14 protein-coding genes, 1 other RNA gene and 1 riboswitch are annotated in these 12176 nt (G+C 69.8%); of the genes, 10 read left to right on the top strand and 5 right to left on the bottom strand.

Annotated elements, in window-relative coordinates:
* Positions 1–17 precede the first annotated feature (17 nt).
* Genes HLA95_RS02110 through HLA95_RS02100 form a run of 3 tightly spaced genes read right to left on the bottom strand, consistent with a single transcriptional unit; the run spans position 18 to position 2146 of the window.
* Positions 18–905: a polyprenyl synthetase family protein gene (locus HLA95_RS02110; protein ID WP_222182238.1), complete on the bottom strand. Its 888-nt coding sequence runs from the start codon at positions 903–905 to the stop codon at positions 18–20.
* A gap of 42 nt (positions 906–947) precedes the next feature.
* Entirely contained in the window at positions 948–1211 is a 264-nt protein-coding gene (locus HLA95_RS02105; protein ID WP_222182235.1) for an exodeoxyribonuclease VII small subunit, read from the bottom strand.
* A complete protein-coding gene (locus HLA95_RS02100; protein WP_222182315.1) occupies positions 1208–2146 on the bottom strand; it encodes a histone deacetylase family protein in 939 nt (312 codons plus the stop codon). The genes HLA95_RS02105 and HLA95_RS02100 overlap by 4 nt, the downstream gene beginning before the upstream one ends.
* Positions 2147–2251: 105 nt before the next feature.
* Positions 2252–2349: riboswitch (TPP riboswitch) on the top strand.
* Between HLA95_RS02100 and thiM the strand changes: the two genes are divergently transcribed.
* The 4 genes from thiM to HLA95_RS02080 all read left to right on the top strand — a co-directional run bounded on the left by thiM (position 2338) and on the right by HLA95_RS02080 (position 5256).
* Positions 2338–3129: a hydroxyethylthiazole kinase gene (gene thiM, locus HLA95_RS02095; RefSeq protein ID WP_191058747.1), complete on the top strand. Its 792-nt coding sequence runs from the start codon at positions 2338–2340 to the stop codon at positions 3127–3129. (Overlaps the previous riboswitch by 12 nt.)
* Entirely contained in the window at positions 3126–3782 is a 657-nt protein-coding gene (thiE, locus tag HLA95_RS02090; protein ID WP_191058746.1) for a thiamine phosphate synthase, read from the top strand. The genes thiM and thiE overlap by 4 nt, the downstream gene beginning before the upstream one ends.
* Positions 3779–4585: a bifunctional hydroxymethylpyrimidine kinase/phosphomethylpyrimidine kinase gene (gene thiD / locus HLA95_RS02085; RefSeq protein WP_191058745.1), complete on the top strand. Its 807-nt coding sequence runs from the start codon at positions 3779–3781 to the stop codon at positions 4583–4585. The genes thiE and thiD overlap by 4 nt, the downstream gene beginning before the upstream one ends.
* Positions 4582–5256 carry a TenA family protein gene (locus HLA95_RS02080; protein ID WP_191058744.1) on the top strand — a complete coding sequence of 225 codons (675 nt, stop codon included), beginning with the start codon at positions 4582–4584 and terminating at the stop codon, positions 5254–5256. The genes thiD and HLA95_RS02080 overlap by 4 nt, the downstream gene beginning before the upstream one ends.
* A 60-nt stretch (positions 5257–5316) precedes the next feature.
* Here the strand turns inward: HLA95_RS02080 and gap are convergent, their stop codons facing one another.
* Both gap and tkt read right to left on the bottom strand, forming a co-directional pair.
* The gene (gap, locus tag HLA95_RS02075) at positions 5317–6324 is read right to left on the bottom strand and encodes a type I glyceraldehyde-3-phosphate dehydrogenase (protein ID WP_191058743.1); all 1008 of its coding nucleotides are present in this window, start codon (positions 6322–6324) and stop codon (positions 5317–5319) included.
* A gap of 74 nt (positions 6325–6398) precedes the next feature.
* On the bottom strand, positions 6399–8375 hold the full coding sequence (tkt, locus tag HLA95_RS02070) for a transketolase (protein WP_191058742.1): 1977 nt from the start codon (positions 8373–8375) through the stop codon (positions 6399–6401).
* Positions 8376–8568: 193 nt separating this feature from the next.
* Here tkt and HLA95_RS02065 point away from each other — a divergent pair, with 193 nt between their 5' ends.
* The 6 genes from HLA95_RS02065 to HLA95_RS02040 all read left to right on the top strand — a co-directional run bounded on the left by HLA95_RS02065 (position 8569) and on the right by HLA95_RS02040 (position 12113).
* Positions 8569–8859 carry a DUF4164 family protein gene (locus tag HLA95_RS02065; protein ID WP_191058741.1) on the top strand — a complete coding sequence of 97 codons (291 nt, stop codon included), beginning with the start codon at positions 8569–8571 and terminating at the stop codon, positions 8857–8859.
* 5 nt (positions 8860–8864) lie between these two features.
* Complete coding sequence (locus HLA95_RS02060; protein ID WP_191058740.1) at positions 8865–9212, top strand: cell division protein ZapA; 348 nt, start codon at positions 8865–8867, stop codon at positions 9210–9212.
* A 10-nt stretch (positions 9213–9222) separates the two neighbouring features.
* Positions 9223–9379, top strand: a non-coding RNA gene (gene ssrS, locus HLA95_RS02055) — 6S RNA.
* A 58-nt stretch (positions 9380–9437) separates the two neighbouring features.
* Complete coding sequence (locus HLA95_RS02050) at positions 9438–10028, top strand: 5-formyltetrahydrofolate cyclo-ligase (RefSeq protein WP_191058739.1); 591 nt, start codon at positions 9438–9440, stop codon at positions 10026–10028.
* Positions 10029–10061: 33 nt separating this feature from the next.
* Positions 10062–10880 carry a TIGR00282 family metallophosphoesterase gene (locus HLA95_RS02045; protein ID WP_191058738.1) on the top strand — a complete coding sequence of 273 codons (819 nt, stop codon included), beginning with the start codon at positions 10062–10064 and terminating at the stop codon, positions 10878–10880.
* Between the two features lie 48 nt (positions 10881–10928).
* The gene (locus tag HLA95_RS02040) at positions 10929–12113 is read left to right on the top strand and encodes a class I SAM-dependent rRNA methyltransferase (protein WP_191058737.1); all 1185 of its coding nucleotides are present in this window, start codon (positions 10929–10931) and stop codon (positions 12111–12113) included.
* Positions 12114–12176: the final 63 nt, after the last annotated feature.

Below are 12176 nucleotides of genomic sequence, written 5' to 3'. Positions count from 1 at the left end.
CCAGGAGCCATGCTGCTCTAGCGGTCGCGGGTCACGACGTGGTGGAATAGCGCGTCGAGCAGGCTGGTGTCGCCCGCGAGCTGGCGCACTTCCGCCTCCGCCGAGCGCGCCAGCTCGGACAGCCGCGCCCGTGCGGCGTCCACGCCGATCAAGGTAACGAAGGTAGTCTTGCCGCGGGCGGCATCCAGGCCGGCATCCTTGCCGGTGAGCGTGCCGTCGCCCTCGACGTCCAGGAGGTCGTCGGTAATCTGGAACGCCAGGCCCAGATGGCGCGCCCAGGCCAGCACGCGCTGGCGCTCGGTGGGGCTCGCATCGGCCACGATCGCCCCGGCCTCGGCGGCGAACGCGATCATCGCCCCGGTCTTGAGCTGCTCCATCCGCTCCAGCCCGGCCAGGTCGGGGGGCTGGCGCTCGCCTTCCAGGTCGAGCATCTGGCCACCGCACATGCCCGCAAGCCCCGCGGCCTCGGCCAGGCCGGCCAGGAGGCTGACCCGTGCATCGGCGCTGAGATAGGGGTCGCCGGCGATCCAGCCGAACGCCGCTGCCTGGAGGGCGTCGCCCGCCAGGATCGCGGTCGCCTCGTCGAACGCGCGGTGGCAGGCCGGGCGGCCGCGCCGGAGCTGGGCGTCGTCCATGGCGGGCAGGTCGTCATGCACCAGCGAATAGGCGTGCAGCAGCTCGACCGCGGCGGCGGTGGTCTCCCAGGGCGGATCGGCCGCACCCCTGGCCAATGCCTGGGCCACCGCGCGCACCAGGGCCGCCCGCAGCCGCTTGCCGCCGCCGAGCGCGGCATAGCGCATCGCTTCGGCTAGACGCGGCGCCGCCTGCTGGGCGGGATCACCCAGGAGGCGGTCGATCTCGCTCTCGACGATGGCGGCGGTTTCTTCCAGGAAGGGCCTGAGCAAGGCGGCGATCCAGCTTAACGGGCCAGCTTGGCGGCGCGAAGGTCAGCGGGTGGGGTCGAACGGTTCTACGCGCGCTTCGCCCGAAGCGTTCACCGACAATTTCTCCACCCGCATCTGGGCATCGGCCAGCTTCTGCCGGCACAGCTCCTTCAGCGCGGTGCCCCGCTCATAGGCAGAGATCGCCTCGTCCAGGTCGAGCTGGCCGCGCTCCAGCTCCTGGACGAGCTTCTCGAGCTCGCCCAGCGCCGCCTCGAAGCTCAGTTCCTGCATGCTGGTGTCGGTCACCGGCCGGCCTTCCCCCGTCATGCGCCATCCTCGCCGGCGAGAGCCCGAAGATGCGCGGTCACGCTCCTGCTGAGCGCGCCCGTGTCGTAGCCCCCTTCGAGCACGGATACCACCCGCCCCTTGGCATGACGCTCGGCGACCGCCACCAGCTCCCGGGTGATCCAGGCGAAATCGTCCTCGACCAGGCACAGGCCGGCCAGCGGATCGTCGCGATGGGCGTCGAAGCCGGCCGAGACCAGCAGCAGCTCGGGCGCAAACCGCTCCAAGGCCGGCAGGACATCGGCACTGAAGCGCTGGCGATAGGCCAGCCCGTCCGTGCCGGGCGGCAGCGGCAGGTTCAGGATGTTGCCGTGGGCACCTCGCTCCCCTGCGGCACCGGTGCCGGGGTAGAGCGGCCACTGGTGGGTCGAGACGAACAGGGTCTGCGGGTCGTCCCAGAAGATCTCCTGGGTGCCGTTGCCGTGGTGGACGTCGAAATCGACGATGGCGATGCGGCCCACGCCATGGGCGGCCTTGGCATGGGCCGCGGCCACCGCGATGCTGTTGAACAGGCAGAAGCCCATGGCACGGCTGCTCTCCGCATGGTGGCCGGGCGGCCGCATCGCCACGAAGGCGCGCTGGACCTGGTCCGCCAGCACCGCATCGACCGCCGCCACGGCACCTCCGGGCGCGCGCAGCGCTGCTCCCCGGCTGCCGGGCGAGACCACCGTGTCCGGGTCGAGCCGGGCCAGACCACGGCTCGGGATCGCATCCAGCACCGCGCGTATATAGGGCTCGGTATGGACTGCCCGGATGGCTGACAGCTCGGCCTCGGGTGCCGCTTCGCGCAGCAGCCAGCCCTCCTTGATCCGGTCGAGCCCGGCCCGCACCGCCGCATAGCGATCCGCACATTCCGGGTGGCCCGGGCCGGTGTCGTGCTCGAGCGCGCTGTCGTGGAGGAAGACTAGGACATTCACGCCGATCACACTCCGCTGGTCGTTCCTCCATGCGAGGTTCAGCACGCGCCGCGCTCCAGGTCTACCTCGCCGGATGTTGACTTCCATGCAGGAGCCCCCATCCTCTGCCCTGCCAAGGGGTGTTCGCCACGGCGCGAACTGAGATCAAACCCGTCGAACCTGCTCTGGGTCATGCCAGCGAAGGGAGGCCAATGACCATTCCGTCCGCAGCGATCGGGCGGGTGCTCGACGCAATCCGCGCGCGTCGGCCGCTCGTCCACAACATCACCAACTATGTCGTGATGAACACGACCGCCAACGCGCTGCTGGCGGTGGGTGCCTCCCCCGCCATGGTGCATGCCGAGGCGGAGGTCGAGGAGTTCACCGGCATCGCCGATGCGCTGGTGATCAATATCGGCACCCTGTCCCCGCCCTGGATCACGGCGATGCACCTGGCCGCGGCCAAGGCCCGGACGTTCGGCAAGCCGTGGGTGCTGGACCCGGTGGGTACGGGGGCTACGCGGCTGCGCACCGACACCGCGTTCGCCCTGCTCGAGCACCGGCCGACCCTGATCCGCGGCAACGGCTCGGAGATCGTGGCGCTGGCCGGCGGGATCGGCGCCACCCGCGGCGTGGAAAGTACCGCAGGCGAGGCGGCTTCCCTCGACGCGGCCAAGGCGCTGGCGGCGGCGACCGGCAGCATCGTGGCGGTCACCGGGCCGGTTGACCGGGTCACCGACGGGGCCGAGGTCTGGTCGTGCGCCAATGGCGACGTGCGGATGACGCGCGTGACCGGGCTCGGCTGCACGCTCAGCGCATTGAGTGCCGCCTGCCTCGCCGCGGAGCCGGCCGTTGCGGCACTGTCCGCCTGCGTGATCCTGGGCGTGGCCGGCGAGCTCGCGGCGGCGGCAACCGAAGGGCCGGGTTCCTTGCAGGTCGCGATCCTGGATCGCCTGGCCGACCTCGACGCCACCACGCTCGAGCGCCAGGCGAGACTGTCGTGAGCCGCGGGATCGATCTGCGCCTCTACGTCGTGCTGGACGAGGCCACCACCCCGCCTGCCGCGTTCGCCGACCTGGCTGAAGCCGCCGTTTCGGGCGGCGCTACGGCGATCCAGCTGCGCGACAAGCGCTCCGGTGCCCGCAGCCTGATCGCCCTGGCCCAGGCGGTCCGCGCCCGGCTGCATGGCCGGAACGTGCCGGTGATCGTCAATGACCGGGCCGATCTGACCCTCGCGGCGGGTGCCGATGGCGTGCATCTGGGCCAGGACGACCTGCCGGTGGCGTTCGCCCGCGCGATCCTGGGGCGGGAGGCCATCATCGGCCTGTCGGTCACCGGCGAGGCCGAGGTTGAAGCGGTCGATCCCGCCCTGGTCGACCATGTCGGGCTGGGCCCGATCTTCCCGACCGGCACCAAGCCCGATGCCGCCCCGGCTCTGGGTCCGGAACGGTTCGCAGCGATCCGGCGCCTTCTGGCCCTGCCGGTGGTGGCGATCGGCGGGATCGGCCAGGCCAACGCCGCCCAGGCGATCGGGGCCGGCGCCGATGGGGTCGCTGTGGTCAGCGCGGTGGCCCGGGCAGCCGATCCCGCCGCGGCTGCCCGGGCACTCCTGGCCGAGATCGACCGCGCCCTTCGCGAATCTGGAAGAAATCGATGATCCACAACATCCTGACGATCGCCGGCTCCGACCCCAGCGGCGGTGCCGGGATTCAGGCCGACCTCAAGACGTTCGGGGCGCTCGGCACCTATGGCTGCGCGGTGCTCACGGCACTGACCGCGCAGAACACTAGGCAGGTTACCGGCGTGCATCCCGTCCCGCCGGACTTCGTGGCCCTGCAGATCGACACGCTGTTCGCCGACGTGCGGATCGACGCGGTCAAGGTCGGCATGGTGGCCACCGCCGAGATCGCCGGCGCGGTCGCTTCCTGCCTGCGCAACCACCAGGCGAAGCGGGTAGTGCTGGACCCGGTGATGGTCGCGAAAAGCGGTGACCGGCTGCTGGCCGAGGCGGCGGTGACGGCCGTGCGCCAGGAACTGGCGCCGCTCTCGGACCTGCTCATGCCGAACCTGCCGGAAGCCGCCGATCTCACTGGCTGCCCGGAACCGACCGACCTCGCCGGGATGCACGCCATGCTGCCCGACCTGCTGGCGCTTGGAGCGAAGGCGGTGGTGCTGAAGGGTGGCCATCTGGGCACGGACGACGCGCCGGACCTGTTCGCCGACGGCCAGCGGGTCGTGGAGCTGCCGGGGCGGCGCATCGCCACCAAGAACACCCACGGCACGGGCTGCTCCTACTCCTCGGCGATCGCCGCCCTGCTGCCCCGTCATGACGACCCGCTGGAGGCGGTGCGTGCCGCCAAGGCCTGGCTGAGCGGTGCGATCGGCAGGGCCGACCAGCTCGAGGTCGGCCAGGGCCACGGGCCGATCCACCACTACCACGCCGTTTGGAGCCAGCAATGAGCCAGCCTTTCTCCGCCCGGATGCGTGCGGAAACCGCCGACCTGCTGGAGCGGATCCTCCACCTGCCGTTCAACCGCGAGCTGGCCGACGGCAGCCTGGAGACGGCACGCTTCCAGAACTACGTCATCCAGGACGCGATCTACCTGCTGGAATATGGAAGGGTGCTCGCCCGGATCGCCGCGGTGGCGCCCGATGCCGACACGGTGGCCCTGTTCGCCAAGTCGGCCGAAGGTGCGATCCTGGTCGAGCGTGCACTGCATGCCAGCTATTTCGAGAAGTTCGGGATCACGGCGGAGCAGGTGGCCGCGGCCGAGCCCTCGCCCACCTGCCTGGCCTATACCGATTTCCTCCAGGCCAGCGTTGCCCGCGACGGGCTGGAGGTCGGCGCTGCCGCAATCCTGCCCTGCTTTCGGATCTACTGGGACGTCGGCTGCCGGATCGCGAAGGTGACCGTGCCGGACAATCCCTACGCCGCCTGGATCGACAATTATTCCGACCAGGAGTTTGGCGACGCGGTGCTGGCCGCCGAGGCGGCGGTGGACGGCATGGCCGAGGCCGCCGGCGAGGCGACCCGTGCGCGGATGCGCCGGGCCTATCACCGCTGCGCCCAGTACGAGTGGATGTTCTGGGACAGCGCCTACCGCATGGCCGGCTGGCCGGTCCGGGTCTGACCCAGAAAATAAAACGGCCGCCCAAGCGGCGGCCGTTTTCAACGAGTTAGGCGCGGAGCTTCACAGCGTGCCGAGATAGGCTGCCGTGTCGTTCATCCGGTTGGAGAAGCCCCACTCGTTGTCATACCAGGAGGCAACGCGCACCATCTTGCCTTCCAGCACCTTGGTGGCCTTCAGGTCGACCGTCGAGCTGTGCGGGTCGTGGTTGAAGTCGATCGAGACCAGCGGTTCGGTGATGACGTTCAGGATGCCCTTGAGCGGGCCGCTGGCCGCTGCGGCCTTGAGCGCGTCGTTGATCTCCTCGACCGAGGTATCGCGCGACGGCAGGAAGGTCAGGTCTACCAGCGAGACGTTCTTGGTCGGCACCCGGATCGCCACGCCGTCCAGCTTGCCCTTCAGCTCGGGCAGCACCAGCCCCACCGCCTTGGCGGCACCGGTCGAGGTCGGGATCATCGATTCGGTGGCGGAGCGGGCCCGGTAGAGGTCCTTGTGGAACACGTCCAGAAGGTTCTGGTCGTTGGTGAAGGCGTGGATGGTGGTCATGTGCCCGCGCACGATCCCGACCGCCTCGTGCAGCACCTTGGCGACCGGCGCCAGGCAGTTGGTGGTGCAGGACGCGTTGCTGATCACCGTGTGATCGGCCTTCAGGTCCTGGTGGTTCACCCCATAGACCACGGTGAGGTCGGCGCCGTCTCCGGGTGCCGAGATGATGACCTTCTTCGCCCCCGCCTGGAGATGGCCGGACGCCTTCTCCTTCGAGGTGAAGATGCCCGTGCACTCCATCACGATGTCGACGCCGACATCGCCCCAGGCCAGCTTGGCCAGGTCGCGTTCGGCGCTCACCCGGATCGGCCCGTTGCCGATGTCGAGCGTGTCGCCCTCCAGCGTGACCTTGCCCGGGAACTTGCCGTGCACGCTGTCGTAGCGCAGCAGATGCGCGTTGGTGGCGGCGGGCGCCAGGTCGTTGATCGCGACGACCTGGACGTCCTGGCGGCCGCTCTCGGCGATCGCGCGCAAGATGTTGCGCCCGATCCGCCCGAACCCGTTGATGCCGATCCTGACGACCATGGTTGCTCCCATCCGATCATGAATGCCGGTGCAGGAGAGCACCGGCCACTTGCTGGCAAGCCGTCGAGCCGCGCTCAGGCGGCGAGCTTGCGCTCGACCAGGGCTACGACCGCCTCCGCGGTGATGCCGAACTCCCGGTAGAGGGTCGGCGCCGGCCCCGACGCGCCGAAGCCACGCATGCCGACGACATCGTCCTCGCTTTCCACGAAGCGGGTCCAGCCGAATGGCGATGCCGCCTCGATCGCCACGCGCGGCGCGGTGCCCAGCACCAGCCCTCGATAAGCAGCGTTCTGCTGGGCGAAGAGTTCCCAGGACGGCATTGAAACCACGGAGGCCGGCGTGCCGGCCTCTTCCAGGCGCCGGCGCGCTTCGAGGGCCACATGCACTTCCGAGCCGGTCGCGAGGATGGTGACCGCCCGCTCGCCCGACGCCTCGGCCAGCACATAGGCGCCCTTGGCGCACAGGTTCTGGGCACTGTCGCTGGTGCGGACCGCCGGCAGGTTCTGCCGGGACAGAGCCAGCACCGACGGCTTGTTCACCGTCTCGATCGCGATCTCCCAGCATTCCGCGGTCTCGACCGCATCCGCCGGGCGCAGCACCAGCAGGTTCGGGATCGCCCGGAGCGCTGCCAGATGCTCGACCGGCTGGTGGGTCGGCCCGTCCTCGCCGAGACCGATGGAATCGTGAGTGCCGACCATGATCGAGCGGATGCCCATCAGCGCGGCCAGCCGGATCGACGGGCGGCAATAGTCGGTGAACACCAGGAAGGTGCCGCCATAGGGGATCAGCCCGCCATGGAGGGCGATGCCGTTCATCGCCGCCATCATGCCGTGCTCGCGCACGCCGTAATGGATGTAGCGGCCGGACAGGTCGTCGGGTGTGATCGAGACGGTAGACGGCGTCTTGGTGTTGTTCGAGCCGGTGAGATCGGCCGAGCCGCCGATCAGCTCCGGGATCTGGGCGGTCAGGACTTTGAGCGCCTCCTCGGACGACTTGCGCGTCGCCCAGTTCGGCTGCTCCTCCACCAGCTTGGCCTTGTAGGCCTGCATCGCCAGCCGGGCCGCGTCGGAGGGCTTGGCCGCCATGGCGGTGCGGAAGGCCTCGCCATGGCTGGAGGCCGCCAGCCGCTCGCGCCACTCGGCATGGAGGCGCGCCCCCTTCTTGCCGACCTCGCGCCAGGCGGAAAGCGTCGCCTCGGGCAGCTCGAACGGCTGGTGCGCCCAATTCAGCGCCAGCCTGGTCGCCTGGGCCTCGTCCTTGCCCAGCGGCGAGCCATGGACGCCATGGCCGCCGGCCTTGGTGGGGGCACCCTTGCCGATAATGGTGCGGCAGGCGATCAGCGTCGGCCGGTCATTGGTCTTGGCCCGCCGGATGGCGGCATCCACCGCGTCCGGGTCGTGGCCGTCCACCGCGTCGGTCGCCCAGCCATAAGCGGCAAAGCGCGCGGCCACGTCCTCGGACGACGCCATCGACACCTTGCCGTCGATCGAGATGCCGTTGTCGTCCCAGAGCACGATCAGCTTGTTCAGCTTCAGATGGCCGGCCAGGGCGCCCGCCTCGTGGCTGATGCCTTCCATCAGGCAGCCATCACCGGCGATCACATAGGTGTGGTGGTCCACCAGCTCCTTGCCGAACCGGGCGGCCAGATGCGCCTCGGCGATCGCCATGCCCACCGCGTTGGCAAAGCCCTGACCCAGCGGGCCGGTGGTGGTCTCGATGCCCGGCGCGTGGCCGTATTCCGGATGGCCCGCCGTCCGCGCACCGTACTGGCGGAAGTTGCGGATGTCCTCGATCTCCACGTCCTCGACGCCCGTCAGGTAGAGCAGGGCATAGAGCAGCATCGAGCCGTGGCCGGCCGAGAGCACGAACCGGTCGCGGTCCGGCCATCTCGGGTCGCGCGCGTCGAACTTCATGTGCCGGGTGAACAGCACGGTGGCCACCTCCGCCATGCCCATCGGCATGCCGGGATGGCCGGAATTCGCCTGCTCGACGGCATCCACCGCAAGGAACCGGATCGCATTGGCGAGATCGAGGGTAGCAACGTCGGTCATCAGCGGCAGTCGTCAGGTGGAGGTGGCTGGCGGTGACGGAAACTCCGTCCTGCGCGGTGGGCATCCCCTGTCGATCCCGAAAAATCAACACCTTCTTGGCGCCGACCGTGGCGCCCTGGCCGTTGACGCCGCGCCCGGGCCTGGGCAAGACCATGGCGTTGCCCGATTTGCGATGGGGGCCGGCGCGCGGCACATGACCTCACTTGATGCCGCCAGGGCGAGACTGGATCACGCGCTGGCACGACTGACCGAGGGCGTGGCCGCCAGTTCCGCGCAGGCCACCCGGCAGGTCGAGTTCGTGGAGCGGGCAGACTATGACGCGCTGCTGCGCGAGTATCAGGCGCTGCGCCAGGAGCGCGACGGGCTCGCAGCACGTCTCGAAGCCGCCGAGCAGCGCATGGCCGATCTGGCACACACCGCCGACGAGCTGGGCCGGCGCCTGAACGACGCGATCCTGCGCGTCGAGCGTCTGATGGAAGGCTGACCCCGATGGGCATGGTCGATGTCACGGTCAATGGCCGTACCCACACGGTACAGTGCGACGACGGCCAGGAAACCCGGCTGCGGCGCCTGGCCCAGTATGTGGACGGACGGGTGCGCGAGCTGGGCGGAGCCAATGGCCAGATCGGCGACCTGCGCCTCCTGGTGCTGACCAGCCTGATCATCGCCGACGAGCTGTCGGACGCCTATGACGAGATCAAGCGGCTGCGCGCCTCGCTCGCCGAGACCAGCAAGACGGGCGAACAGCGGCTCAGCGAGGAGCTGCAGCGGGTCGCCGAGCAGATCGAGCGCCTGGCGGACGCCTGTCACCTTGCCGAACCGGCACCCCGCACCTAGATTCTGCATGGCGGCGCTGCCCGGTTCGTTAGTGTCCATCATATGCGCCTGGGCCTTCGTTCCAATCGGGAGCTGTCCCTGATGTGACCGTGGTCACGTTACATGGCACCCACCTGCGTAGCAGGTCCCAGGAACAGTCGGATCACGACGGCCAGGGTGGCGTCCGCCGCTTTCAACCTCCTCCCGCGCCCGCGGCGCTTCGCGGTGCCGTGAAGGCTAGCCGCGTTGGCCGTTGCTCCATCCGCTCCCGCCGAAAAGGCGCTGCTGCGCAACCAGGTGCTGGCGGCGCGCGCGGCCTTGGCAGTGGCGGACGCCCAGGCCGCGAGCCGCATGGCCGGGCTGCATTTCCTGCGTGCGGTGGAACCCAGCCAGATGCATGCGGTGGCGCTGTTCTGGCCGCTCCAGGACGAGATCGATACGAGGCCGCTGCTGCGCGCACTCCATGAGCTGGGGGTGCCCACTGCCCTGCCCCGCATCACCGGCCGCTCGGAGCCCTTGCGCTTTCACCGCTGGCATCCGGGCGAGCCGCTGGTGACCGGGCCGTTCCGCGTGGAGGAACCCCCCGCCGACGCGCCCGAGCTCGTGCCCGCGGTCATCCTCACGCCGCTCCTGGCCTTCGATGCCCGGGGCTTCCGGCTCGGCTGGGGTGGCGGCTTCTACGACCGGACCATCGCCAGGCTTCGCCAGGCCGGGCACCGGCCGCTTTGCGTCGGCTATGCTTTCGCCTGCCAGGAAGTGGGCCAAGTACCGACCGAGCCGTTCGACGAACCGCTCGACATGGTGGTGACCGAGACCGGCTATAGGCATATTGGCTGACCGGCTGGCGCCGACCTTCTGGAGTATTCCGCTTTGCGCATCTTGTTCGTGGGCGATGTGGTCGGCCGCTCCGGCCGGGCGGCCATCGAGCGGCACCTGCCGGACCTGCGCCGTCGGCTGGCGCTGGATGTGGTGGTGGTCAATGCCGAGAACGCGGCGGGCGGCTACGGGCTGACCGCCAAGATCGCGCAGCGCCTGTTCGAGCTCGGCACCGACCTGATCACGCTCGGCAACCATGCCTGGGACCAGCGCGAGCTTTTGACCCATATCGAGAACGAGCCGCGCATCGTCCGCCCGCTCAACATGATGCCGGGCACGCCCGGCCGCGGGATCGGCGAGCTGCGCCTGCCCGACGGGCGGCGGTTCGTCGTGCTCCAGGTGCTGGGCCGGCTGTTCATGGGGCTGGCCGATGACCCGATGCGCGCCGTGGAGGCCGAGCTCGCCAGCCTGTCGCTGCCCGGCACGGTGGATGCCATCCTGATCGACGTCCATGCCGAGGCCACCAGCGAGAAGCTGGCGCATGGCCATGGCTTCGATGGGCGGGTGAGCGCCGTGGTCGGAACCCACACCCATGTGCCCACCGCCGATCATCGCGTGCTCGCCGGCGGCACTGCCTTCATCACCGATGTGGGCATGACCGGCGACTATGACAGCGTGATCGGCATGGACAAGCAGGCCTCGCTGGAGCGGTGGCGCTCGCCCTTGCCGGGCAAGAAGATGGAGCCGGCCCAGGGCGAGGCCACCTTGTGCGCCGTGCTGATCGAGACCGACGACGCGACCGGCCTCGCCCGCCGGATCGAGCCGGTGCGCATCGGCGGCGCCATGCCGGCCGCACTGCCCGAGCCGCACTGACCAGCCGCCACCCCGACCCGTCCCACCGTCCTGCCGACCGAGCCGTCCATGTCCCTGCCGATCATCCATGTCCTGCCCGACCACGAGCGCCGCCTGCGCAGTGGCTCGCCCTGGCTCTACAGCAACGAGATCCGCCCGGAGGCGGCGCTGCGCAGCCTGGAGCCGGGCTCGCTGGTCAAGGTGGCCTTCGCCGATGGCAAGGCCTATGGCCTGGCCCACTACAACCCGCACTCCCTGATCGCCGCGCGCATCCTCACCCGCTCGCGCGACGTGGAGATCGGCCCGGCCTTTTTCGAGCGGCGCCTGGCCCGGGCCCTGGCCTTGCGTGAAATGCTGTTCGACCAGCCCTATTACCGGCTGGCCCATGGCGAGGCGGATGGCCTGCCCGGCCTGATCGTGGACCGCTACGGCGACACGGTGGCGGCGCAGGTCAACACCGCCGGCATGGACCGGGCGCAGGAAGACTGGCTCCAGGCACTGGACCGGCTGCTCAAGCCCGCACGGATCGTGTTCCGCGGCGATGCCCCGGTCCGGGCGCTGGAGGGCCTCGCCGAGGACGTGCGGGTGGTCAAGGGCGACCCCGAGGCCCCGACCTTCGTCGAGGAGGACGGCCGCCGCTTCCAGGTCGACCCCGTGGGCGGCCAGAAGACCGGCTGGTTCTACGACCAGCGCGCCAACCACGCCTTCGCCGCACGTCTGGCAGCCGGGCGCGAGGTGCTGGATGTCTACAGCTATGGCGGTGGCTTCGGCCTGGCGGCCGCCGCTGGCGGTGCTGCCTCGGTGCTGATGGTCGACCGTTCGCAGGCGGCACTCGACCTGGCTGCCGCCAGCGCCGAACTGCAGGGCGTCGCTGGCCGCTGCAGCTTCCAGCGTGCCGACGCGTTCGACGCCATGGACCGGCTGGGCAAGGAAGGGCGCCGGTTCGGCCTAGTGATGTGCGACCCGCCCGCCTTTGTGAAGTCGCGCAAGGACCTGAAGGCCGGGCTCAAGGGCTATCGCAAGCTGGCGCGCGCCGCGGCGGCGCTCACCGCCGAGCAGGGCTTTTTCCTGGTGTCCTGCTGCTCGCACAATGTCGATACCGAGGCGTTCCTGAGCGAGATCTGGGCGGGCATCCGGGAAGCCGGGCGCGGCGGCCGCGTCGTCCATCGCGCCGGCGCCAATGTCGACCACCCGATCCACCCGGCCCTGGTCGAGACCGTGTACCTGAAGTTCCTGGTCTGGGCGCTGGACTGATCGGGATCTATTGCAACCGTCAGTGTTGCAAAATGTCGGGCTTATCTTCTATCTGGTGATATG

The sequence above is a fragment of the Geminicoccus harenae genome (assembly GCF_019800005.1).
GTDB classification, from domain to species: domain Bacteria; phylum Pseudomonadota; class Alphaproteobacteria; order Geminicoccales; family Geminicoccaceae; genus Geminicoccus; species Geminicoccus harenae.
This window is presented reverse-complemented; position numbering and strand designations above follow the sequence as displayed.

Bases quoted from the DNA above. Each gene is read 5' to 3' on its own strand.
- HLA95_RS02105 (WP_222182235.1), bottom strand. From the start codon at position 1,211: ATGACGGGGGAAGGCCGGCCGGTGACCGACACCAGCATGCAGGAACTG.
- thiM (WP_191058747.1), top strand. From the start codon at position 2,338: ATGACCATTCCGTCCGCAGCGATCGGGCGGGTGCTCGACGCAATCCGC.
- thiD (WP_191058745.1), top strand. From the start codon at position 3,779: ATGATCCACAACATCCTGACGATCGCCGGCTCCGACCCCAGCGGCGGT.
- HLA95_RS02080 (WP_191058744.1), top strand. From the start codon at position 4,582: ATGAGCCAGCCTTTCTCCGCCCGGATGCGTGCGGAAACCGCCGACCTG.
- gap (WP_191058743.1), bottom strand. From the start codon at position 6,324: ATGGTCGTCAGGATCGGCATCAACGGGTTCGGGCGGATCGGGCGCAAC.
- tkt (WP_191058742.1), bottom strand. From the start codon at position 8,375: ATGACCGACGTTGCTACCCTCGATCTCGCCAATGCGATCCGGTTCCTT.
- HLA95_RS02065 (WP_191058741.1), top strand. From the start codon at position 8,569: ATGACCTCACTTGATGCCGCCAGGGCGAGACTGGATCACGCGCTGGCA.
- HLA95_RS02060 (WP_191058740.1), top strand. From the start codon at position 8,865: ATGGGCATGGTCGATGTCACGGTCAATGGCCGTACCCACACGGTACAG.
- HLA95_RS02040 (WP_191058737.1), top strand. From the start codon at position 10,929: ATGTCCCTGCCGATCATCCATGTCCTGCCCGACCACGAGCGCCGCCTG.